Annotated in this window: 25 protein-coding genes and 4 tRNA genes; 2 read left to right on the forward strand and 27 right to left on the reverse strand. The window is 36.1% G+C overall.

Going from position 1 to position 24,283, the window contains the following annotated elements; translation table 11 throughout:
* Positions 1-39: 39 nt before the first annotated feature.
* Positions 40-1,023: a GMP reductase gene (gene guaC, locus M014_RS0113045; RefSeq protein WP_026592141.1), complete on the forward strand. Its 984-nt coding sequence runs from the start codon at positions 40-42 to the stop codon at positions 1,021-1,023.
* A gap of 103 nt (positions 1,024-1,126) precedes the next feature.
* Here guaC and M014_RS0113050 read toward each other — a convergent pair whose 3' ends face one another.
* From M014_RS0113050 to M014_RS0113170, 25 genes are all read right to left on the reverse strand, one after another.
* A complete protein-coding gene (locus M014_RS0113050) occupies positions 1,127-2,005 on the reverse strand; it encodes a radical SAM/SPASM domain-containing protein (RefSeq protein ID WP_026592142.1) in 879 nt (292 codons plus the stop codon).
* 331 nt (positions 2,006-2,336) lie between these two features.
* The gene (locus M014_RS0113055; RefSeq protein ID WP_026592143.1) at positions 2,337-2,540 is read right to left on the reverse strand and encodes a DUF3955 domain-containing protein; all 204 of its coding nucleotides are present in this window, start codon (positions 2,538-2,540) and stop codon (positions 2,337-2,339) included.
* Positions 2,541-3,106: 566 nt separating this feature from the next.
* Positions 3,107-3,586, reverse strand: a complete 480-nt coding sequence (gene rlmH / locus M014_RS0113060; RefSeq protein ID WP_001026999.1) for a 23S rRNA (pseudouridine(1915)-N(3))-methyltransferase RlmH — start codon at positions 3,584-3,586, stop codon at positions 3,107-3,109.
* Positions 3,587-3,645: 59 nt separating this feature from the next.
* Positions 3,646-3,831 carry a CxxH/CxxC protein gene (locus M014_RS0113065; protein WP_026592145.1) on the reverse strand — a complete coding sequence of 62 codons (186 nt, stop codon included), beginning with the start codon at positions 3,829-3,831 and terminating at the stop codon, positions 3,646-3,648.
* 54 nt (positions 3,832-3,885) lie between these two features.
* Complete coding sequence (locus M014_RS0113070) at positions 3,886-5,070, reverse strand: S1C family serine protease (protein WP_026592146.1); 1,185 nt, start codon at positions 5,068-5,070, stop codon at positions 3,886-3,888.
* A 63-nt stretch (positions 5,071-5,133) separates the two neighbouring features.
* A complete protein-coding gene (locus tag M014_RS0113075; RefSeq protein ID WP_026592147.1) occupies positions 5,134-5,928 on the reverse strand; it encodes an MBL fold metallo-hydrolase in 795 nt (264 codons plus the stop codon).
* A 6-nt stretch (positions 5,929-5,934) separates the two neighbouring features.
* Positions 5,935-6,750: a two-component system regulatory protein YycI gene (locus M014_RS0113080; protein WP_026592148.1), complete on the reverse strand. Its 816-nt coding sequence runs from the start codon at positions 6,748-6,750 to the stop codon at positions 5,935-5,937.
* Positions 6,731-8,077, reverse strand: coding sequence for a YycH family regulatory protein (locus tag M014_RS0113085; RefSeq protein WP_026592149.1), 1,347 nt, complete (start codon positions 8,075-8,077; stop codon positions 6,731-6,733). Before M014_RS0113085 ends, M014_RS0113080 begins: the two co-directional genes overlap by 20 nt.
* On the reverse strand, positions 8,074-9,909 hold the full coding sequence (gene walK / locus M014_RS0113090) for a cell wall metabolism sensor histidine kinase WalK (RefSeq protein ID WP_026592150.1): 1,836 nt from the start codon (positions 9,907-9,909) through the stop codon (positions 8,074-8,076). Before walK ends, M014_RS0113085 begins: the two co-directional genes overlap by 4 nt.
* 3 nt (positions 9,910-9,912) lie before the next feature.
* Complete coding sequence (gene walR / locus M014_RS0113095) at positions 9,913-10,620, reverse strand: cell wall metabolism DNA-binding response regulator WalR (RefSeq protein ID WP_026592151.1); 708 nt, start codon at positions 10,618-10,620, stop codon at positions 9,913-9,915.
* A 285-nt stretch (positions 10,621-10,905) separates the two neighbouring features.
* Positions 10,906-10,978: transfer RNA gene (locus M014_RS0113100), tRNA-Phe, on the reverse strand.
* A 42-nt stretch (positions 10,979-11,020) separates the two neighbouring features.
* Positions 11,021-11,096: transfer RNA gene (locus M014_RS0113105), tRNA-Asp, on the reverse strand.
* 21 nt (positions 11,097-11,117) lie between these two features.
* A tRNA-Glu gene (locus tag M014_RS0113110) sits at positions 11,118-11,189 on the reverse strand.
* Between the two features lie 13 nt (positions 11,190-11,202).
* Positions 11,203-11,278, reverse strand: a tRNA-Lys gene (locus M014_RS0113115).
* Between the two features lie 153 nt (positions 11,279-11,431).
* A complete protein-coding gene (locus M014_RS0113120) occupies positions 11,432-12,721 on the reverse strand; it encodes an adenylosuccinate synthase (protein WP_026592152.1) in 1,290 nt (429 codons plus the stop codon).
* A 215-nt stretch (positions 12,722-12,936) separates the two neighbouring features.
* Positions 12,937-14,298, reverse strand: coding sequence for a replicative DNA helicase (gene dnaB, locus M014_RS0113125; RefSeq protein ID WP_026592153.1), 1,362 nt, complete (start codon positions 14,296-14,298; stop codon positions 12,937-12,939).
* A gap of 27 nt (positions 14,299-14,325) precedes the next feature.
* Positions 14,326-14,772 (reverse strand): 50S ribosomal protein L9, encoded by a 447-nt coding sequence (gene rplI, locus M014_RS0113130; RefSeq protein WP_026592154.1) that lies wholly within the window; start codon positions 14,770-14,772, stop codon positions 14,326-14,328.
* Positions 14,769-16,742: a DHH family phosphoesterase gene (locus tag M014_RS0113135; protein ID WP_026592155.1), complete on the reverse strand. Its 1,974-nt coding sequence runs from the start codon at positions 16,740-16,742 to the stop codon at positions 14,769-14,771. The genes rplI and M014_RS0113135 overlap by 4 nt, the downstream gene beginning before the upstream one ends.
* A 362-nt stretch (positions 16,743-17,104) precedes the next feature.
* Complete coding sequence (locus M014_RS0113140) at positions 17,105-18,043, reverse strand: YybS family protein (protein ID WP_026592156.1); 939 nt, start codon at positions 18,041-18,043, stop codon at positions 17,105-17,107.
* Positions 18,044-18,123: 80 nt separating this feature from the next.
* Complete coding sequence (gene rpsR / locus M014_RS0113145) at positions 18,124-18,357, reverse strand: 30S ribosomal protein S18 (RefSeq protein ID WP_000918874.1); 234 nt, start codon at positions 18,355-18,357, stop codon at positions 18,124-18,126.
* Between the two features lie 45 nt (positions 18,358-18,402).
* Positions 18,403-18,906, reverse strand: a complete 504-nt coding sequence (gene ssb / locus M014_RS0113150; RefSeq protein WP_026592157.1) for a single-stranded DNA-binding protein — start codon at positions 18,904-18,906, stop codon at positions 18,403-18,405.
* Between the two features lie 27 nt (positions 18,907-18,933).
* Positions 18,934-19,224 (reverse strand): 30S ribosomal protein S6, encoded by a 291-nt coding sequence (rpsF, locus tag M014_RS0113155; RefSeq protein WP_026592158.1) that lies wholly within the window; start codon positions 19,222-19,224, stop codon positions 18,934-18,936.
* A gap of 192 nt (positions 19,225-19,416) precedes the next feature.
* On the reverse strand, positions 19,417-20,517 hold the full coding sequence (gene ychF, locus M014_RS0113160) for a redox-regulated ATPase YchF (protein ID WP_026592159.1): 1,101 nt from the start codon (positions 20,515-20,517) through the stop codon (positions 19,417-19,419).
* A gap of 115 nt (positions 20,518-20,632) precedes the next feature.
* On the reverse strand, positions 20,633-20,830 hold the full coding sequence (locus tag M014_RS0113165) for a DUF951 domain-containing protein (protein ID WP_016112820.1): 198 nt from the start codon (positions 20,828-20,830) through the stop codon (positions 20,633-20,635).
* A 20-nt stretch (positions 20,831-20,850) separates the two neighbouring features.
* Positions 20,851-21,708: a mechanosensitive ion channel family protein gene (locus tag M014_RS0113170; protein ID WP_026592160.1), complete on the reverse strand. Its 858-nt coding sequence runs from the start codon at positions 21,706-21,708 to the stop codon at positions 20,851-20,853.
* Positions 21,709-22,034: 326 nt separating this feature from the next.
* Here M014_RS0113170 and yyaC point away from each other — a divergent pair, with 326 nt between their 5' ends.
* Positions 22,035-22,631 carry a spore protease YyaC gene (yyaC, locus tag M014_RS0113175; protein WP_026592161.1) on the forward strand — a complete coding sequence of 199 codons (597 nt, stop codon included), beginning with the start codon at positions 22,035-22,037 and terminating at the stop codon, positions 22,629-22,631.
* Between the two features lie 20 nt (positions 22,632-22,651).
* Here the strand turns inward: yyaC and M014_RS0113180 are convergent, their stop codons facing one another.
* Positions 22,652-23,503, reverse strand: coding sequence for a ParB/RepB/Spo0J family partition protein (locus tag M014_RS0113180; RefSeq protein ID WP_026592162.1), 852 nt, complete (start codon positions 23,501-23,503; stop codon positions 22,652-22,654).
* The gene (gene soj / locus M014_RS0113185; protein ID WP_026592163.1) at positions 23,496-24,257 is read right to left on the reverse strand and encodes a sporulation initiation inhibitor protein Soj; all 762 of its coding nucleotides are present in this window, start codon (positions 24,255-24,257) and stop codon (positions 23,496-23,498) included. The genes M014_RS0113180 and soj overlap by 8 nt, the downstream gene beginning before the upstream one ends.
* Positions 24,258-24,283: the final 26 nt, after the last annotated feature.

Below are 24,283 nucleotides of genomic sequence, written 5' to 3' on the forward strand. Positions count from 1 at the left end.
TACTAAGGAATAAAATATTCGTATTTAGGGGTGTAATCTATGGAAAAAGTATTCGACTATGAAGATATTCAATTAATTCCTGCAAAATGCATAGTAAATAGCCGTTCTGAGTGTGATACAAGTGTGACTTTAGGAAAACATACATTTAAATTACCTGTCGTACCTGCAAATATGCAAACAATTATAGATGAAAAAATCGCTGTATATTTAGCGAAAAATAGATATTTCTATATCATGCATCGTTTTGAGCCAGAGAAGCGTATCTCTTTCATTAAAGATATGCACTCTCGTGGATTAATCGCATCTATTAGTGTTGGCGTTAAGGAAGAAGAGTACGAATTTGTACAACAATTAGCAACTGAACAGCTTTCTCCTGAATATATTACAATCGATATCGCACATGGGCATTCCAATGCGGTAATAAAAATGATTCAACACATTAAAACACATTTACCTGAGAGCTTTGTTATCGCAGGAAATGTGGGGACTCCAGAAGCAGTAAGAGCACTAGAAAACGCTGGTGCTGATGCAACAAAAGTAGGAATCGGACCTGGTAAAGTATGTATTACAAAAATTAAAACAGGCTTTGGAACTGGTGGCTGGCAATTGGCTGCACTTCGCTGGTGTGCAAAAGCAGCTAGCAAACCAATTATTGCTGACGGCGGTATTCGTACCCATGGTGATATAGCTAAATCAATTAAATTTGGTGCAACTATGGTTATGATTGGTTCATTATTTGCTGGACATGAAGAATCTCCAGGGGAAACAATTGAAAAGGATGGGAAGCTCTACAAAGAATACTTTGGTTCAGCTTCAGAATTCCAAAAAGGTGAAAAGAAAAACGTAGAAGGTAAAAAAATGTTTGTCGAGCATAAAGGATCTTTAGAAGCTACATTGATTGAAATGGAACAAGATCTTCAGTCGTCTATTTCTTATGCTGGTGGAACGAAATTAGATGCAATCCGTACTGTAGATTATGTTGTCGTAAAAAACTCAATCTTTAATGGTGATAAAGTATATTAAGCTCTATTTGCCCTTTAAGGGGAATAAATATTGATTATTATAGAAAAAAATGAGCAAGTACCTTATTTCGTACTTGCTCATTTTTCTTATGCGATCTCATTTCTTATTTTCCAAACCTTTTACGATATCCACATTTTCTACATAATTCCTCTACAGCCACTCTACGCGAAAATCCATCTACAATATTTTTTGCTCTATCCCCTTCGATAATCTCAGAGAATGAGGCCTCATTAATATTTCCAAGATTAATGATTCCCTCACCATCTAAGCAACAAGGAATGACAGTTCCGTTTGCTAAAATACCAGCTTGATTTCGAAGACCATGACAGAAGCCCTTTCCATCATCCTCTTCTTCATGCAAGGCCGGCCATTGAAATTCGTAATCTTGATTAATAAAAATGCGATCTGCAATTTTCACGCCACTTCCTGGTGTGATCTTCTCTTCAATTTTGTATGGTAAATCAAATTCTTTCTCAATAATTTCCAACAATTGTCTGTTTCTTTGTATTTCAAGATTCGTCTTATTGTCTTGTGTCAGGTTCCATAGTCTCAGCGAAACAATTAATTCTGATTGACTCGTTGCTTCTTTAATAAAGGAAAGGATGCTTCTTACATATCCTTCTTTATCTTCAGATCCTGGATGCCCATCAAAACTATGAAGTGAAAAATTCATTTGTCTTAATGCAGGTTTATTTAATAATTTATGTCTCTTTTTATGAATTAACGTTCCATTTGTTGTAATATTAACTTTAAACCCTTTTTCATGACTTAAGTCCAGCAATTGGTCTATTTTAGGATGGAGCAATGGCTCTCCCTTTACATGTAAATAAATGTAGTCTGTGTGAGGTTTAATTTGGTCTAATCTCTTAGAAAAATCCTCCACAGAAAGAAATTGCTTCTGCCGTTCTGTTGGCGGACAAAAGCTACATGCAAGATTACATACACTTGTAATCTCTAAGTAAAACTTCTTAAACTTTTTCAACCTCAATTCCCCACTTCTTTAACTACTTAGAACAAAATAAAATATTGTTCTATCAATATTACAGCACAATTTTTTATAAATAGAAACATACTTATTCAAGGAAACTAATTTTACCATTTTCTCTGTTTGAAAGCATATGATTTTACTTATCTTACTATAATTTAAACAAATAATTCTTCTAATTATTATAAAATATTAAAAAGGCCATCTGGGATTTTTAATTAGGAAGGTTCCTTTGGGGAATCTAGCTTTTATTTGTTGAACATTTACGATGTGAGCACGAAATATAATGGGCACAAAAAAAGAGTCTGGATTCAGGCTCTTTTTTAAACTATTGTTTAACTTTTTTAAATTTAGATATAACAAAACTAATGATACTGATAGTTAAAAATGCATAACCCATTGGTAGTAAATAAAACGGTTCTACAAGAACACCATTTGCTGCAACTGTAGATTCAGCACTAAGAATGTTATAACTAATTAAACATCCCATTCCTAAGATCAGTGGTATTAAAGTTACAATATATTTTTTCATTGTGAAACCTCCTTGGGTAAGAATTGTTTGATATAAAATAAGTACTTTATGGTTAGAATTATAATCTTCACATACAGTTAGTACTATTTAAAAACATGACAAAAAGCTTACAAATTTGTAAGCAAGGAGGTTTATGCGGGGGGCGTGACAGAGTCTTCATAAGCCGCACAATATAATCCAACAAAAATATAAAAAGTATAGTCACAATGAAAGGTCATTCAACGAGATTGAGAATGTACTGTTCACTTACGAACATTCTTCGCTGGTATCACACGTAGATAAAACATTGGAATTTTTAAGGATTTATAAAGCAACCCAAATACTTTAAATAAACGATAGAAAACAATATATAGAACAAAAATTACAAGAACCTGCTATTAAAGAAGTTTTGTTTAATAAAGTTTTTGATACTCTTTCTGCTTTTTCAAAATTTCCACCTACACTGCCTGTAGAAAAACACAAATATTTCACACATACATTCGTATATCATTCTGACAAAATAGAAAAAAGAAGCACCGAAGATATTGTTTTATTCTTTGATACTTCTTCCTCAAATAACTATGTGCTTATTTATGATACGGTTCTCCACGATTAATCCGAAATGCCCGATACACTTGCTCTAAAAGCACCAATCTCATCAGCTGATGCGGCAATGTCATTTTCGAAAATGAAAGTGATTCATTAGAACGCTTCATCACTTCTGAACTAAGTCCAAGTGATCCCCCAATGACAAATGCTACTTTACTTTTTCCATATGTAGCAAGACGATCTAGATTCGCTGCAAATTCTTCTGATGACTTTTGTTTTCCTTCAATTGCTAATGCAATAACATGTGTATCATCTGAAATTTTATCTAGTATACGTATCCCTTCTTTTTCTTTTACAATTAACATTTCTGCTTCACTTAAGTTTTCTGGCGCTTTTTCATCCGGCAATTCAATAACTTCTACTTTTGCGTACGCAGAGAGTCGTTTTAGGTATTCTGCAATACCTTGTTTTAAATATTTTTCTTTTAATTTTCCGATTGAAATAATCGAGATATTCACACGTATTCCCCACCTTACAAACACGTTATCCACAAAACTTATCCACATATCCACACCCGTTACCCACATATTGTGTGAGAATCTGTGTTCGATACAACATATGTCGCCTTGTTTTGACAAAATTCACATGTTTTTTGATCTTTTTCTGAGTTATCCACACTGTTGATAATTGGCGCTACTTCACATTCATCCACAATGATATCTAACGCTAATTCTACATGTTCTAAACAACAAGGTAGCTTCATATTTTTCACCTCACTATTTCACAATAGAAAACAGGAGGACGCCCTCCTGTTTTCTTAATAGTTTTGACTGCCTAATTTAACCGTTGTTGTTGCTCGTTTTGTACCACGATAAAACGTCAGAGTCATCTTATCGTCAATCTTTTTATTATATAATACCGTTCGGAAACCGATAATATCATGTATTGTCTTTCCATCAACAGCCACAATTACATCATGTTCCCTGAGTCCTGCATTTGCACCAGGCGATGGGCTTTTCACATCCAAAATACAAACACCCTCCGTTACACTACTTGGTAAATGCAATGTTTCAGACCAGTAATAATTCGGAATTTCATTTAAAGATCTAAGTTCAACCCCAACATAAGGTCTCCTTACTTTCCCATGCTTTTCAAGCTCATTCATAACAGGAACTGCTCTTGTAACTGGGATGGCAAGTCCGATCCCTTCTACTTCTTTTGCTGCAATTTTCATCGAGTTGATTCCAATTAGTTGCCCTGCCGCATTTACAAGTGCACCACCACTATTCCCTGGGTTGATAGCTGCATCTGTTTGCAATACTTCTACTTGCCAATCATAATGCCCATCTTGATCTAAGTCTACAGGAACAATTCGCTCATTTGCAGAAATAATCCCTTGCGTTACTGTTCCAGAAAACTGTAATCCAAGTGGGTTTCCAATTGCAATTACTGCTTCTCCACGACGAACCGTATTAGAATCCCCTATTTCAATAACTTTCTTTACAGGTTTTGCATCTATCTCTAAAACCGCTAAATCTGTAACTACATCACTACCTAATACTTTACCAGGAACCTTTCTACCATCGCTTAAGCTCACTTCAATACGATTCGCCCCTGCGACAACATGATGATTTGTCACAATGTAAGCATGACCATTTGTTTTCTTATAAATTACACCTGATCCTGTCCCAGCTTCCGCATCTGCTTCTGAAAAATTATCACGTTGTATATTAATAACACCAACAACAGCTTCCGATGCACGATCAACAGCATCTACAAAACCAGAGTGGCTCACTGTTTGTGATTGCTTTCCTACCATGTTCCCTTCACTGGCCTCAGCTTGCTCTAAGGGACCGGTTTCAGATTCAGAAAATAAAGGGGCTCCAAATGCAAACAATGAAGCCCCTACAATTGTTCCCGCTATACTAGAAATAACGATACTTTTGCGCTTCTTTTTCCCTGTTCGTTTCATACGGAATTCTTCTTCATCAATAAAGGACATACTTGTTCACCAATCCTTCCGAAAACAACTATATTCTCCTTTATTGTTTACTAAAACCAAGAATTATACGTATTGAATTTTCGTTGGTGCCTTTGGATCTGTATCATGTATCTCAAATGCTTCTCCAACTGCGAAACCTTTTTCCTCTAACACCTGCGCAACAGACATACGTGCTAATTCTTTCATATTATTATCTAAACTCAAATGGGCTAAATAAATGTGTTTCGTTTCATCTGTGATAACATCCGTCATTGCAAGCGCGGCATCTTCATTAGAAACGTGACCCACATCGCTTAAAATGCGTCGTTTTATACTCCATGGATAACGTCCCATACGAAGCATTTCCACATCATGATTACTTTCAAACACAAATGCATTTGCTCCTTTAATGATACCTTTCATACGATCACTCACATAACCCGTATCTGTAATAAGAGCCAGTTTTCTACCATTATGATGAAATGCATAAAACATTGGCTCTGCAGCGTCATGAGAAACGCCAAATGATTCCACTTCAATATCTCCAAATGTTTTTACATCACCAATTGAGAAAACAAATTTTTGATCGGTTGGAATGTTACCAATTAAATGCTCCATAGCACTCCACGTTTTTTCATTTGCATACACAGGTAACTGATATTTACGTGCTAAAACGCCGAGACCTTTAATATGGTCACTATGCTCATGCGTGACAAGAATACCCGATATATCTTGTATGTCTAGTTCAGCTTGCCTAAATAAAGCTTCTGTCGCTTTTCCACTCAAGCCTGCGTCAATGAGCAATTTTTGTTTCTCGGTCCCTACATATAGCGCATTTCCTGTACTGCCGCTTGCAAGCACACTAAAATGCAAACTCATTTCTGCTCACTCCATTATTTTTTCATTTTCCTTTTCTTTCCCTAACTTAATAACTTGTCCTTCAATAGCATTCACAAAATAATCTACTTTTCGATCTGTTTTTAAATTCCATGTCGGAGCAAGCACTTGCATATTAGAAGCAGAAGATGTAACGAGAGTCGCATATCCAATCTGCGCTTCTTTAAAATGCGTATTTTGTTTTATTTCATTCTTAAAGAATAAATTTTCTAAAGCTGTTTGAGCTGTAATAATCTCTTGCTCTTTTGCTTTCTCATTCTCACCCATCTCTTTCAAATCAGTTAGCATTGTTTGTGTATATGAAACAAATTCACCTTTCTCATTTATATCCACAACAATCATCCCATGATCATTATAGAAAATAGGCTTATCTTTATACTTTTGAAAGAAATAGATTTTCGTTGCTTCTGCTTTACCAAACTCATATTTCTGACCATCTAATACATAGCTTTTCAAAAACTCACTATATTTATCTTTAGACAGTGTTTTTGCATTTAACAATGGTTCCTTTAATTTACTTACAATTGTGTTGGCATCTTGTAAAGTAACTGTTTGATTTTTTAAGGAACGTATATCCTCTTCTTTAAATTCCTTATTTTTCGCTGTAATAAAAGAATCTTTCTTTGGTTCTTTTGGCAAATCACCAACTGTAATGTTATCATCTTTTAATTGTTGATCTACCCTTGTTTCTGCCATTAAGTCTAATTGATTACTATCCTGCTTTGAAATGAATTGAAAAACGAGGAAGAGGTCTAAAATAAAAAAGGTAACAATAAATATTGTTTTAATCCGATTCCAGTCCATTTAGCTCTCCCTCCTTTTCTTCACTCCACTCAAACACTTGATGATTTTCACCATAAACGACATACCAAATCGGCTTTAAGTTTCCACTGGCAACTTGTCCATTTGGCCCATTTGGTCCATTTTCTGTTACTAATTTATAACCAATTCCTATATCTTGAATTAACTTTTTATCTAGATTCGATTTTTTTTGTAATGATTCTATAACAGTCCATCCAGATGGAAGTACCGTCTTTTTATCCTCACCCTTATCGATTAACAAATTAAATAATGGTCGCTTATAGCTAATTAATTCTTCCGATCCCCATACTTGTGTTAATGTAGTCATTCCTTCGCTATTAAATACGGGTAAATCTTCTTCATATAAACGGAACTTTGTTTTCCCCTTGGAATTTAGATAATCAAATCTATATGCATCTGTTAAGCCGCTATGACTATTAACAAATTCGAAACTTTTTTGCATAAGGAGATTTCCATACATGCGCGCACCGCTAGCCACAGATGGATTCGTATACGTTAGCATTCGGTTCTGCTTATTCACTTGCATAAGGCGAATACCATCCGTATAAGTTTCCTCTAATTCATTAGACATAGGGGTTACATAACGCGGATCACTAAATAGTGCATTTTTGAATGATTCTACTCCCATGTCTGTCGCAAAATACATTAAATCTTGCATTTCTGTTGAACCATCTGGTAAGAATATTCTTTTCGTATCACTTATGTCATACGCAAAATATGGTCTTGCCAAAGCTAAAAATTGATTTTGTGCATTTATAACGTCTCTTAGATTCACACCTGTTAATGTCATTTTATACACTTTATGATTGTTATAAGAAACAAAATTCACATCAATATTTTGATCACGACTTTTAGAAGGATCAACAATAATACGATCAAAATTAAACATATCTAATTTCTTATCTTTAATTGTTAATACGCCCCTAATCGCATCAAACGGAACTTCTGTTGGAAAGACAATTTCAATCTTGCCTTCCTCGTGCACATAAGAGAGGAAATCACCTTTAGGGATAGAGTTCGTAATATCCTTAAAATCGTGCAATTCCCCTCTCTCGATAATTGTATATAACAAGTCGATATTATCTTTCTTTTCACTTACAAAATGCTTCTTATCCTTATGAACAATTATAGAAGATGGCACAATTACATTTGAAACATCTTGTTTTAATGCATCTGCATTTCCTTGGACAAACTTTGTGCTTTGCATCGAATTAGAATCAGGTACATACGTCCATAAATTAAAAGTAAGAAACAGACTAATGACAACTAAGTTAATAAGGACAATAGTTTTAAAGTTTTCCATATTCATTCCCAATCGTCCTCTTCTTCCTTCGCCATTGGAAGTGTGAAGTAAATCGTTGTCCCTTTTCCTTCCTCACTTTTTGCCCAAATAGATCCACCATGCGCCTCAATCATTTCCTTAGCAATAGCTAAACCTAAGCCTGTTCCACCCATCTGTCTTGAACGAGCCTTATCTACACGATAAAAACGTTCGAAAATCTTCTCTACATTTTCTTTTGGAATACCCATTCCTTGGTCACTTACACTAATTTCTAACATATCCTCTCGATCACGCAGGCGATACGTTACTGTTCCACCTTCAGGAGAATATTTTAAAGCATTCGAAATAATGTTATATAAAACTTGTGTAATTTTATCAGCATCCATATCAATAAATCTAGATTTCTTAGAGAATGAACGTTTAAAGATTACATTTTGTTCTTTTGACATTTCAAAACGATCAATAACATTATTAAAGAAATCCGTAAAGTCTACCCACTCTTTCATTAAACGATGTTCTGTACTATCTAACTTTGATAATTGCAACAAGGCATTCACAAGTCGAATCATTCTTTCTGTTTCTTCTTGTGTAACTGTTAAAAATTGCGGTGCAATATTCGGATCTTGCCATGCACCATCACTAAGTGCCTCTAAATAGCTCCGCATCGTTGTTAATGGTGTCCGCAGTTCATGTGATACATTCGCCACAAACTCACGGCGCTCACGGTCAATACGCTCTTGTTCGGTCACATCATATAATACAGCGATTAAACCATTTGGTTTACCCGTCTCCTTTTGAATAACGGAAAAACTAGCTCGCAAGATGTATGGTTCATTTCGTGTACTAAAATCTAATAAAACAGAATCTGGCTCTTCATATAGATGATCGAGCGTAAATTCCTCTTGAATACCTAATACGTCTAAAACTGACTGATCTAACGCCGTCTCACGCGAAACATTTAGCATCTTCTCTGCAGGGTCATTTAGTAAGATAATATCCCCTTTTCGATCAGTAGCAATTACACCATCTGTCATATGAGATAAAACGGACGAAAGTTTACGTCTCTCACTTTCAGTTGAAGAACGTGCTTGTTGTAATTTTTTAGATAAATTATTAAATGCTAATGCTAATTGACCAATTTCATCATGACTATTTACCTTTACTTTACGGGAATAATTTCCCTTCGCCATTTCAATTGCTTGTCTTCGCATATCTGAAATTGGTCGTGTAATTGTTTGGGCTAATAAAATACCTAGAACCGCCGTTACTAATAAAGCAATCACTGTCCCAGTCGCAAAAATTTGATTGATATCCTTCATCTGTTTATAGACATCTTCCATCGAAGCAACGATATGAATGACACCAATTATTTTCCCCTTATCGTTTTCAATTGGGGTAGCCATAACTTGAACACGATGGCCCGTATTTCCATCTTTCTCAATCTTACCTTCAGCCTTTTTTTGTACAATAGCCCTTTGCACTGTTATGTCTGTTATTGTTTTACCTACCATACCTTGCTTAGATTGATTAGATATTGCTAATAGACGCCTATTTGGATCAATAACACGTACTTCTTGGATATCTTTTTTACGGTCTGCAGTAAATTCAGTGATTGATGTTTTAAGCGCCTCTTCTAAAGTTGGATCTGTTTTTTCACGCTCTTTTGCAAACTCTTGCTTCAAATTATAAGACAGTAAGTTGGTTTGCTGCGTTAATGAATCCTTAAAACTTTGTACGAGACTTTTCTCCAGTTCACGAACAAAATATACACCAATAACCTGCATTGCTATCAAAATTAATAGCATATATATGAGCACAAACTTTAAATGAATCGATTGAAAAAAACCAACTTTCTTCATATACTATTCCTGCTCTGGATCACGCAAGTAATACCCTACTCCACGTCTTGTTACAATTAAAGTTGGATGACTTGGGTTATCTTCGATTTTTTCACGTAAACGACGTACTGTTACATCTACTGTACGTACATCTCCAAAATAATCGTATCCCCAAACTGTTTGTAATAAATGTTCACGTGTCATAACTTGTCCTAAATGCTTCGCCAAATAGTGAAGTAATTCAAATTCACGATGCGTAAGTTCGATGCTTTCATCTCTTTTTGTTACGCTGTACGCATTTGGATTAATTATAATTGGTCCAATAACCATTTCTGTATTTTCTTCTTTTTCGGCTGAGCCACCTTGTTGATGACGACGCAAGTTTGCTTTTACACGTGCCAATAATTCACGTGTACTAAATGGTTTTGTTACATAATCATCTGCACCAAGCTCTAATCCCAACACTTTATCGATTTCAGAGTCTTTTGCAGTTAACATAATAATTGGCATTTCAGAACTTTTTCGTATTTCACGACAAACTTCTAATCCATCTTTCCCCGGTAACATAATATCCAGTAAAACCATATCTGGTTGTTCTTCGTTTGCCTTTTCAATAGCTTCGTCACCATCATGTGCCATGACAATTTCAAAACCTTCTTTTTCTAAATTGAATTTTAAAATATCCGCAATCGGTTTCTCATCATCAACGACTAAGATTTTCTTTCCCATCATTGTGTAGTTCCTCCTAATAAAAATATGGTCATTCATCCTCAAACATGCACAATTCTTTACATAGTATATATCTATACAACTTTATCCCTTGTTTGAGTATTTTATCCTCTATTCTCATAGAATCATGTATGGTTCCCTTACATATGGAACGCTGTATAATCTATAGAAAAACCTCTAGCTTCAACTGCTAGAGGCTTCTCATTCTATTGTAAAATAACTACTCTCATTTGTAAAATTGAACAATATAAAAAGGATATTAAGTGGGCCCACTTAATATCCTGAGAGTGGCTCGGGACGGAATCGAACCGCCGACACGAGGATTTTCAGTCCTCTGCTCTACCGACTGAGCTACCGAGCCAAAACATATATATAAAACCACTAATGGTGGTATAAACAAAAGTGGCGGTCCCGACCGGGGTCGAACCGGCGATCTCCTGCGTGACAGGCAGGCATGTTAACCACTACACCACGGGACCACAAAACATATATATATAACATGACCCGTACGGGATTCGAACCCGTGTTACCGCCGTGAAAGGGCGGTGTCTTAACCACTTGACCAACGGGCCACGAAAAATAAAATGGTGAGCCATGAAGGACTCGAACCTTCGACCCTCTGATTAAAAGTCAGATGCTCTACCAACTGAGCTAATGGCTCGTACTCACCAACGTCATATTTTCGTGACGACAAGAGTTATCTTACCATAAGAACTTTTATGTTTGCAATACTTTTTTATATTTTTTTTACAAAAGATAAGAAAAAACTCATGTAAGCATGAGTTTTTTCTTAAATAAATCCATTTTATCTTAATTAACCACCGTATACGTTACGAACGATGTTTGTTTGATTACGATCTGGACCAACTGAGAACATAGATAATTGAATTCCTGTTAATTCAGAAACACGCTCTACATATTTTCTTGCATTTTCAGGAAGCTCATCTAATGATCTTACACCAGTAATATCTTCCGTCCAACCTGGAAGCTCTTCGTAAACAGGCTCACATTTTGCTAAAATGTTTAAGTTTGCTGGAACTTCATCTAAAACTTCTCCGTTGTATTTGTAAGCAACACAGATTTTAACAGTTGGAATACCCGTTAATACATCGATAGAGTTTAATGATAAATCCGTTAAACCACTAACACGACGTGCATGTCTTACAACAACACTATCAAACCAACCTACGCGGCGTGGACGACCTGTTGTTGTACCATATTCACGACCAACTTCACGAATTTGATGACCAATTTCATCATGAAGTTCAGTAGGGAATGGACCGTCACCAACACGGCTTGTATATGCTTTACACACACCTACTACACGATTAACTTTTGAAGGACCAACACCAGATCCGATTGTCACACCACCAGCAACTGGGTTAGAAGATGTAACGAATGGGTACGTACCATGGTCAATATCAAGCATAACACCTTGTGCACCTTCAAATAATACGCGACGGTTGTCATCTAATGCATCATTTAATACGACAGATGTATCGCATACATATTGTGCGATTTGTTGTCCATATTCGAAGTACTCCTCAAAGATTTCTTCTACACTGAAACCTTCTGTATCGTACATTTTTTCAAATAAACGATTTTTCTCTGCTAAACTGCGTTCAAGCTTTTCTTTAAATGCTTCACGATCTAATAAATCAGCCATACGGATACCAATACGAGCAGCTTTATCCATATATGCAGGACCGATACCTTTTTTCGTAGTACCGATTTTGTTATCGCCTTTACTCTCTTCTTCTAACTCATCTTGTTTTAAGTGATAAGGTAAGATAACGTGTGCACGGTTACTAATACGTAAGTTATCAGTGCTTACACCACGATCGTGTAAGTATTTTAACTCTACAAGTAATGCTTTCGGATCTACTACCATACCGTTTCCGATTACACAAATTTTTTCTTTATAGAAAATACCAGATGGAATTAAGTGTAATTTATATTTAACTCCGCCAAAAACAATTGTATGCCCAGCGTTATTTCCACCTTGATATCTTGCAACTACTTCCGCATGCTCAGAAAGAAAATCAGTAATTTTACCTTTTCCTTCATCGCCCCACTGTGTTCCTACAACTACTACTGAAGACATTATTAAAGCACCTCCGCAATTTTCAAACGAACTTTTCAAACAATATAATTGTACCAAAATGAAAAAAGAAGTCAATTTAAAAACGAACATTTTTTTACCTTTTATCGGTTTCGTTCGTAAGAATTCTTTATTCGCACGATAAAAGCCCTATCTTATATAAAAAAAAAAAGAAACACATCTTATTATAAGAAATGCGTTTCTTTTTTATACTTCTACTATGCCGGTGGCGCATGTCCATCATCGAAACGTCGCTCTAAGTTTACGAATTTGTTAAATTCCTTCACGAATGCAAGCTCTACAGATCCTACCGGACCATTACGTTGCTTGGCAATAATAATTTCAATCGTGTTTTTATTTTCCGTTTCACGATCATAGTAATCCTCACGATACAAGAAGGCCACAATATCGGCATCCTGCTCAATACTTCCTGATTCACGAATATCAGACATCATCGGACGTTTATCTTGACGAGATTCAACACCACGAGAAAGCTGAGATAAGGCAATAACAGGAACTTGTAGCTCACGCGCAATTCCTTTTAATGTACGGGAAATTTCAGACACTTCCTGCTGACGGTTTTCACCAGATTTCCCACTACCTTGAATAAGCTGTAAGTAATCGATTAAAATCATTCCAAGTCCCTGTTCTTGCTTTAATCTGCGGCATTTCGCACGAATTTCACTAACTCGAATTCCTGGCGTATCATCAATATATATCCCAGCATTCGAAAGACTTCCCATTGCCATTGTCAACTTTGCCCAATCATCCGAAGTTAACGAGCCAGTACGAAGTCTTTGCGCATCAATATTTCCTTCTGCACAAAGCATACGCATAACAAGTTGATCAGCACCCATCTCTAAACTAAAAATTGCTACATTTTCATCTGTTTTAGTTGCCACATTCTGTGCGATATTCAGTGAAAATGCCGTTTTTCCCACCGAAGGGCGGGCTGCCACAATGATTAAATCGTTACGCTGAAATCCTGCTGTCATCTTATCTAATTCAGTAAACCCAGTTGGTATCCCTGTAACTTCACCTTTTTGATTATGCAAAAGTTCAATTTTATCATAAGCATCTACAAGAACATCCTTAATATTTTGGAATGCTTTTGCATTTGTTTGATGTGATACTTCTAATATTTTTTTCTCCGCTTCATTTAGCAAGCCCTCTACATCATCTTCACGTTCATAACCATCTGATACAATGTGAGTTGCTGTTCGAATCAAACGACGCAAAAGTGCTTTTTCTGCAATAATACGTGCATAATACTCTACGTTAGCAGCTGTCGGAACAGCCTCTGCTAATTCAGCTAAATAGGAAACACCACCAACCTCTTCTAGCAAACCTTGGTCAGCAAGTGCTGCTGTTGCAGTAACTAAATCAATTGGTTCTCCTTTATCAGATAGTTCAAGCATAACTCCAAAAATCTTTTGGTGTGCTGTCCGATAAAAAGATTCAGATAGCAGCAGTTCTGAAGCCGACGTTAACGCATCTTGATCGAGGAAAATCGCCCCTAAAACCGCTTGCTCGGCCTCTATATTATGCGGAGGGGTACGATCAGCAAGCACGTCACTCATACGCAATCCTCCTTGCCTAACTTATTTTTATTGTTCACGAACATGAACTTTTACTGTTGCTGTTACTTGTGGATGTAATTTCACAGTTACATTTGTATATCCTAATGCACGAATTGCATCATCCATTTCGAACTTGCGTTTATCAAGTTTAATATTGTGTGCCTTTTGCAACGCATCTACAATTTGTTTACTTGTAATAGAACCAAACAAACGGCCACCTTCGCCTGATTTTGCTTTTAATTCTACTGTTAATTTTTCTAAAGTTTCTTTTTGTTTTTTCGCGTTTTCAAGCTCAGCTGCTGCATCTTTTTCTTCTTTACGCTTTTGCGCCTCTAATGTTTTCATGCTACTATTTGTTGCTTCTGCAGCTAATCCTTGTTTTAATAAGAAGTTATTTGCATAACCGTCTGGTACGTTTTTTACTTCTCCTTTTTTACCTTTACCTTTTACGTCTTTTAGAAAAATTACTTTCATGATTGTGTGCCTCCCTGTAAATAATCATCAATAACACTTTGAAGTTTTTCTTCAGCTTCATCGACCTTTATATTTTGCATTTGTGTAGCAGCATTTGTTAAATGTCCGCCACCACCTAGGTTTTCCATAATTAGTTGCACATTCACTTCACCTAAAGAACGCCCACTAATTCCAATGAAGGTTTCCCCACGTTTCGCAATGACAAAAGAAGCAATTACTCCTGTCATTGTTAGCAAAGTATCGGCTGATTGTGCGATTAATATTTGATCATAATATTCATCGCCTTCTGCTTTTGCAATTGCAATTCCATTTTTATAAATGTAAGCATTTTGAATCGTTTTTGCAACTCGTAAATACTGCTGCATGTCTTCTTTTAATAATTCTTGTACAAGAACTGTATCCGCTCCGTGCGAACGTAGATAAGAAGCTGCATCAAATGTACGGGCACCTGTCCGGAATGTAAAGCTTTTCGTATCCACTATAATCCCTGCAAGTAATGCTGTTGCTTCTAACATCGTCATTTTCAAACGTTTTGGCTGATATTCAAGAAGCTCAGTTACAAGTTCAGCTGTCGAAGACGCATATGGCTCCATGTACACAAGAAGAGGACCCTCAATAAATTCTTCACCACGGCGATGATGGTCGATTACAACTACGTTTTCAATCTTATGCAAAAGTTTTTCCTCCATCACCATTGAAGGTTTGTGAGTGTCAACAACAACAAGTAATGAATCATCCGTTGCAAATTCCATAGCCTGCTGTGGCGTAATAAAATGAGACCATAATTCCTCATTTTGCTTCACTTTATCCATTAAGCGTTTAATACCTTTATCAGAATCATTCTCGTCTAATACAATGTATCCTTCACGCTCATTTAACTGTGCTACTTTTAAAATTCCGATGGCTGCTCCAATTGCATCCATATCAGGAGCCCGATGACCCATTATAATAACATTACTGCTCTCTAACACTAAATCTTTTAACGCATGCGAGATAACTCTCGCACGTACACGTGTGCGTTTTTCAACCGGATTTGTTTTACCACCGTAAAATTTCACTTTTCCTGTTGCCTGTTTAATCACAACTTGATCTCCACCTCGTCCTAAAGCAAGATCTAAGCCAGATTGAGCCATAGCCCCAAGCTCTGATAAAGATAAGTCGCCCGATCCTACACCAACACTTAGTGTAAGTGAAATATTTCGTTTTGATGTTTCCTCACGTACTTGATCTAAAATATCAAACTTTCCTTTCTCCATTTGTGCCAAAATACTTTCATTTAACACAACGAAGAAGCGCTCCGAAGAAGCTCGTTTTAAATATGCGCCGTATTTGAGAGCCCACTCATTTAGGCGTGATGTCACCAAGCTCGTGATGTTCGTACGTAATTGATCATCCAATCCTTGTGTAACTTCATCATAGTTGTCTAAATAAATAATCGCGAGAACTGTACGTTGATCCTCGTACATTTTTTCAATTTCCGTTTGCTCTGTTACATCAAAGAAGTAAATTAACTTTTCTTCTTTTCTTACAAACACACGAAACTTACGTTTATTTAAAGATACAATATCATCAGCTGTTTCTCCTTTAATAAAGAGAAGTAACGTTTCTGACACATCATACAAATGCCATCCTGCTAAAGAGTGTTGCCCCAAACAAGAAGACAAATAAGGATTTGCCCAATCAATTCCATAATCCTTATTGTATAACAAAATACCAATTGGCATTTGATTAAACGCTTCATTGCTCACTTTCTTTACTCTTGTAATCATTTCTGTTGTGTACTTTTCGAAACTCCTCTGAAAGGCCAACTCAAATCGAATTACCAAAAAGAGAACAATACAAAAAATAAAAAAAGCGGCCATTCCCATTATCCAGTGAAAATAACCTAGAATGGTAATAAGCACAAACATAAAAAATGCCAATACATAAACAGGATATAAAAACCGCTGGCTCTTATAAAATTCAGGCATGTACCCAACTCCTATAAAGTAAAACTAACACAAATAGGAAATTATTCAATTTCCATCAGTAGCTAGTTGAACAAATTAAACGCCCTAAGTTAAACTTCCACTAAAAGCTTACGTCACATAATAAACTTTATATAAATACAAATTGAAAAACCGATATAAAACCTTACTTTTTAGGTATGAGAAAGCCTCCAACTATGCATAGAAACGGTCAGATTCTCTTCCCACCCATGCCAAGTGAAAACAGAGTGAGAAAATCAGTGCGGGTCTCCTTTCATTTCATTGCAGTGATTTATATGCAAAAAAACGAAAAGCACGATTGGTAATGAGAGTTTCACCGAGCTGGTTTCATTTCTCGTTCTCGCTTATTTTGATTGTATTTTAAAACGTAACGAAAAGCCTAAATCAATTATACCTAAGATTGTGACTAGAGGAAACAACATTGGAATAATCATACATACGATAAAGCTGAGAATAGGAATAGCTTTTGCATAACCTTTTGCATGCGCGAAGAAGGCTATAAATGAAAAACCTTGGAATAAAAGTAGCAATGAAAAGATGGCATATAGATTAGAAAATGCCATATATACATATGAATCTGATTCAACCTTCATAAATGTTGAAAGTAAAATGAATACAACATAATACCAAACAATGCTTTTTGGCAATTGCATATCCTTAAACTTAGGCCACGGTGCTACAGTATACTTCAATCTCTTTAAAACATTACCTGCTATTAATACTGTAATCCAAGAATATATTAAAGAAACCATTACAAACAAACTTGGCAAAAGAATTCGTAGCATATCACTGAATTGCCCTAACAAATCTTTTTGCTCTTGGCTAATTGGCACACCCGCTGCCTTCATTATTTCTTCACTTTGTTCCATTCCTTGTTTGAACATATCTTGCATTTCCTTAAGAAAATCTATGTTAAAAAATTGTATACTCGCTACATAGACTAGTACAAAATTAAGCAAATATACAAGCGTCCCTACCAATAATATCTCCGCTGGCTCTTTTTTCTTCTTATACATATATCCTAAAGAGATGCCTATTATGCCTGACATAAATGTATTCACAAGACTAAGTGGTGAACTAACAATAATAGTAATAAGAATTGCCGCCCCAAGAAGCATGCATGTATTAGAAAACGGGTATCTTACCATAAACAATAAAAAAGGTAATGGCAGTGCAAATATTGCAACCATACTTATAACGGGTACATACAAGAACGTTAAAAGTAAAACTGCATATACAGCTAACAAAACTGCCCCTTCTGTAATAAGCCTTGTACGTTTCATCTTTTACCTCCTCTTTCTAAAAAGAAAAGCATAGCAAAATGCACAGTAGAGTCCGACTCTACTGTGCATTTCATACGCTATTATTCACCAACATATGGTAAAAGTGCCATTTGACGAGCACGTTTAATTGCAACTGTAAGTTTGCGTTGGTATTTTGCGCTTGTTCCTGTTACACGACGAGGTAAAATTTTACCACGCTCAGAAACGAAACGTTTTAATAAATCAACATCTTTATAGTCAATGCGAGTAATACCGTTAGATGTGAAGAAACACACCTTACGACGTTTCGCACGTCCACCTTTGCGTCCTGCCATGTCTATTTCCCTCCATTCTTTGTTAAAAATAACCGATTCATACCATTAAAATGGTAAATCGTCGTCCGAAATATCAATCGGTTGACCTACATTTGAAAATGGATCGTCATTCTTCGTAAATCCAGAGTTACCTGAATTACTAGATTGACCAAATGGGTTAGAGCCTTGGTTACCGTAACCAGCTCCTGATGGTTGCTGATTGAATGAACCACGTTGCTCCCCGCCGCTATTACGCGGCTCTAAAAATTGTACGCTCTCCGCAAGAACCTCTGTTACATATACACGTTTACCATCTTGTCCCTCATAATTACGAGTTTGAAGACGTCCATCTACGCCTGCTAAGCTACCTTTTTTCAAATAATTCGCCACGTTTTCTGCTTGTTTACGCCATATTACACAATTAATAAAGTCAGCTTCACGCTCACCTTGTTGATTCGCAAATGCGCGATTTACAGCTAACGTGAAAGTAGCTACCGCAACACCATTGGGCGTGTAACGTAAGTCAGGGTCCTTAGTTAAACGACCAACGAGGATAACACGATTCATCAATCGAACCACTCTCCCTATATATCTTAATTATTTTTCTTCTTCTTTAACAACGATGTGACGAAGGATATCTTCGTTGATCTTAGCTAAACGATCGAATTCTTTAACAGCTTCTGCGTTAGAATTTACGTTTAAGATCATGTAGAAACCGTCACGTAAGTCGTTGATTTCGTAAGCTAAACGACGCTTACCCCACTCTTTCGTGTTAATGATTTCTGCACCATTGTTAGTTAAAACGCCTGCAAAGCGCTCAACTAAAGCTTTTTGAGCTTCTTCCTCCATGTTTGGACGGATGATGTACATGATTTCGTACTTTTTCATTACACTTTCACCTCCTTTTGGTCTAAACGGCCCATAATGGGCAAGGAGCAATTAATTATATAGTAATTACTCACGAGTTTAGATTATATCATAGTAAGTTAGATGAATCAACTCACCAATAAATAAAAAACTTGGCAAACATATGATATGTTCACCAAGTTTATATCCCTATTTTTCCTAGGAAATATAGAATTACACGTTAAAGCGGAAGTGCATAACATCTCCATCTTTTACGATATACTCTTTTCCTTCTAAACGTACTTTTCCAGCTTCCTTAGCCGCTGTCATAGAGCCGTTCTCCATTAAATCAGCATAAGAAACTGTTTCAGCACGAATAAATCCACGTTCAAAGTCTGTATGAATAACACCAGCACATTGAGGTGCCTTCATACCTTTTTTGAATGTCCACGCACGCACTTCTTGTACACCAGCTGTGAAATAAGTAGCTAATCCTAATAAATCGTATGCGGCACGAATTAACTGGTCTAGGCCTGATTCTTCAATACCTAACTCCTCGAGGAATACCTTTTTCTCTTCCTCGTCTAGCTCAGCAATTTCCGATTCAATTTTTGCACAAACAACGATTACTTGTGAATTTTCATTCGCTGCAAATTCTTTTACCATCTGCACATATTTATTCTCAGATGGATCCATAATATCATCTTCACTCACGTTCGCTACATATAACATTTCTTTCGTTGTAAGCAAATGAAGACCTTTAACAATTTTCATTTGTTCTTCTGTAAATTCAACAGTACGAGCTGGTTTTCCCTCTTCAAACGCCTCTTTTAAACGAACTAAAATTTCATGTTCATATACGGCTTCTTTATCCTTTTGTCTTGCTAATTTTGCTACACGTTCAATACGCTTATCAACAGATTCTAAATCAGCTAAGATTAACTCTAAGTTAATCGTTTCAATATCATCAATTGGATCTACTTTTCCTGAAACGTGTGTAATATTTTCATCCTCAAAACAACGAACAACTTGGCAAATCGCATCTACTTGACGGATATGAGATAAAAATTTATTTCCTAGTCCTTCACCTTTACTTGCGCCTTTTACGATACCTGCGATATCAGTAAATTCAAATACAGTTGGAACAGTTTTCTTAGGTTCTACTAGTTCCGTTAGTTTATTTAAGCGATCATCCGGTACCTCTACAATCCCTACGTTCGGATCAATTGTACAAAACGGATAGTTTGCAGATTCTGCTCCCGCTTGTGTAATTGCATTAAATAATGTTGATTTCCCTACGTTAGGTAAACCAACAATCCCAGCCGTTAATCCCATATTTTTCACTCCTATGTCTCAATCTTCCATCATTATAGATAGTAACGAATAAAATGACAAGTTCCCTAAAAGCCAAAAAAAGTAACAGCCGCTTAAAGCAACTGTTACTTTTTCTCTATTCTTCGTGCTTTACAAGAATTTTTTTCACCTTACGATCAAACTCTCTTCGAGGAATCATTACCGAATGGCCACACCCCTCGCACTTAATGCGGATATCCATTCCCATACGAATAATTTTCCAACGATTTGCACCACACGGATGGGCCTTCTTCATTTCCACAACATCGTACAAGTTATATTGCTTTTGTTCCACCCTCTAAACTCCCCTCGTCATTAATTTGCTTTTTGATTAACCATCTCTTTACGATTATATAAAACCATATGTGGATATGGAATCTCAATGCCGTGTAAATCAAGACGATTTTTAATTTCTTTACGAAGCGCTCTAGCAGTAGGTGCATGCTGCATCGGTTCCACTTCAGCAATTACACGGAGCACAACGTCAGATGCACCAAGTGTTTGAATACCTAATAATTGAGGTGTTGCTACCATTTGCTCATATTTTTCTGGTAATTCTTCTAGTAACTCTTCAATTATCTGCTCTGCACGCACGATATCACTATCATAGGAAATCGATACATCAACAAATGCTACACTATTACTAATGGAAAAGTTTGTTACCTGTATAATGCTCCCATTAGGAAGAATATGGATTTCCCCTGTCCAACTTTTCATCTTCGTTGTACGTAATCCAATTTCTAAAACGACACCTTCAAATTGGCCGATGCGAACATAATCACCAACTGAAAATTGATCTTCTAACAAAATAAATAATCCTGTAATAACATCTTTCACTAAACTTTGAGCACCAAAACCGATTGCTAAACCAATGACCCCAGCACCGGCCAATAAACCTGCTGCATTAATCCCAAATACCCCTAAAATCGCAATTAACATAATAAATATAACAACGTATGCTACAATATTTTCAAGTAATTTAGCTACAGTAACTGTACGACGCTCCGAAATTTGAATCGGTGAGCGGCTTCCCATATGAAATGCCTTTCGAACAATCGCTCTAGCAAGACGAACAACTATTGCACCAAGTACTAAAATAATTATTATTTTTAGTGCGCCCATTCCTATATGAGCCCAATTTATAGCATGAAACCATTTCTCTAATAAATCCATATACCTCTACCTCTCCAACAAAAATTTCTGTTTCTATCCCCTTTATTGTATCAGAAGTTTTCCCTATTTCTGAAAAAAATTTATTATCTTATTTGTGCTTGTTTACTTCTATCCAGGTATAAAATGGTAGTGATATATATATACTAGTACTATTATTTCCGATTTTATAAACGGCTTACAAAAATAAAGAACTTATAATTTTCCATATTAATTTTTCTTGAATTCCTGAGAATTAACCTCCCAATTACTAAAGCTTTATAAAATAAATTCTAAAGCCAAAAACTTTTACAACGAATTATAAAATTTATCAAAAGGATGGATGCTTCATGAATATCGGAAGTTTTCGCTTACCTTTTTTTGAAAAAAAATCGCAAAATGTCATGCATCATGATTTAGAAGCTTGTACAATAATCAGTGATTTTCTTCTCTCACACATACCTACTCATGAAAATATACCCCTCAGCATAATTTGCATTGGAACAGATCGCTCAACCGGTGACGCACTTGGCCCATTAGTCGGATCTAAACTAGAACAAATGAACATTCAAAACTTCCACGTATTCGGCACACTTGACGAACCTATTCACGCCCTAAATCTCGAAGAGAATATTCAGAATATACAAAATTCTACACCAGATTCTTTTATTATTGCAATCGATGCTTGTCTTGGAAAATCCCAAAACATCGGTTCCATAACTGTTGGTGAAGGGCCTAGTAAACCTGGTGCAGCGATGAATAAAAAGTTACCAGCAATCGGTGAGCTACACATACATGGTATCGTAAATTTAAACGGTTTTATGGAATTTTTTGTCTTACAGAATACAAGATTAAATCTAGTTATGAAAATGGCAGGCGTTATTGCCCAGAGCATAAAGGAAACAGACCAAAAATTATCCGTATTGAAAAAAGCAAACCATCTATAAACAAAAAGATGGTTTGCTTTTCAGTTTTCCCTAGATAATAATTCTAAAATGCGATTTAAATCTTCTTTATTGAAAAATTCTATTTCGATTTTCCCTTTTTCTTTCTTTGTTTCTTTAATTTTCACACCCGTTCCGAATTTTTCCCTTAATAGCGTTTCACGTTCTTCGAAAAATATATTTCGTTCGCGTTTCACTTTCTTTGTTTCACGTGAAACGCGCTGGTGCATCTGTTGAACAATTTGCTCTAGCTGTCTAACATTCAACCCTTCCTTTTCAATGCGCTTCAACAATGACTTTAGTTTTTCCTCGTCTTTTATTGTAAGTAATGTCCGTCCATGTGCCATCGATAGATTTCCATCGGCAATCATTTCTTGAACAAATGAAGGGAGTGTAAGCAACCGAACATAATTAGCGATATATGGTCTACTTTTTCCGAGACGTTTTGCTAATTGCTCCTGAGTCACATTCAACTCATCCATTAGCATTTGATATGCCACAGCCTCTTCCATTGGATTTAAATCTTCACGTTGTAAATTTTCTAACAAAGCAAATTCCATCATTTGCTGTTCATTTAATTCTCGAACAACAGCTGGAACTTTTTCAAGATGTGCCTCTTTTGCAGCTCGGTACCTTCGTTCACCAGCAACAATTTCGTATCCTTTAATACTTTTCCTTACAATCAAAGGTTGTAAAATGCCATGTTCTTTAATGGATGCTGCCAATTCTTGAATTGCTTCTTTTTGAAAGTTTTTACGCGGTTGATAGGGGTTGGGTCTTAATTCATTTAATGTAATTTCTTGAATTTTCTCTTCCTCTTTCACATCTAAATCTGGAAAGAACGCATTAATCCCTCTTCCTAATCCTTTAACCACCAGCAATCACTTCCTCTGCTAAATCTATATACACTTCTGCACCCCTCGATTTAGCATCATACTGCATAATTGGTTTCCCATGACTTGGCGCTTCACTCAAACGAACATTACGTGGAATAATAGAACGATATACTTTATCTCGGAAATATTTCTTCACTTCATCTATAACCTGAATTCCTAAGTTTGTACGTGCATCTAACATCGTTAATAGTACACCTTGAATTGCTAAATTTTTATTTAAATGCTTTTGTACAAGACGAACTGTATTCAGTAATTGACTCAATCCTTCCAATGCATAGTATTCACATTGAACTGGAATAATAACGGAATCTGCTGCTGTTAATGCATTAATTGTTAATAAGCCCAAAGATGGGGGGCAATCAATGATAATATAATCATATTCATTACGAATTGGCTGCAAAGCCCTTTGTAAACGAACTTCCCGGGAAATGGTTGGTACCAGTTCAATTTCAGCACCTGCCAATTGAATTGTAGCAGGTAGAACATCTAAGTTTTCAGTTGCGGTTTTTTGTATAACCTCTTGAACTTCTGCATCTTCTACAAGAACATTATAAATGCATTGATCTAACTCCGATTTTTCAATTCCTACACCTGTCGTTGCGTTTCCCTGAGCATCAATGTCAATGAGTAATACTTTTTTTCCTACCTGTGCTAATCCAGCACCTAAGTTAACAGACGTTGTTGTTTTTCCTACGCCGCCTTTTTGGTTAGCAATTGCAATGATTTTTCCCATGATGTCACCTACTTTCAACCTTTCTG

It is taken from the genome of Bacillus sp. UNC437CL72CviS29 (assembly GCF_000482345.1).
Taxonomy (GTDB): domain Bacteria; phylum Bacillota; class Bacilli; order Bacillales; family Bacillaceae_G; genus Bacillus_A; species Bacillus_A arachidis.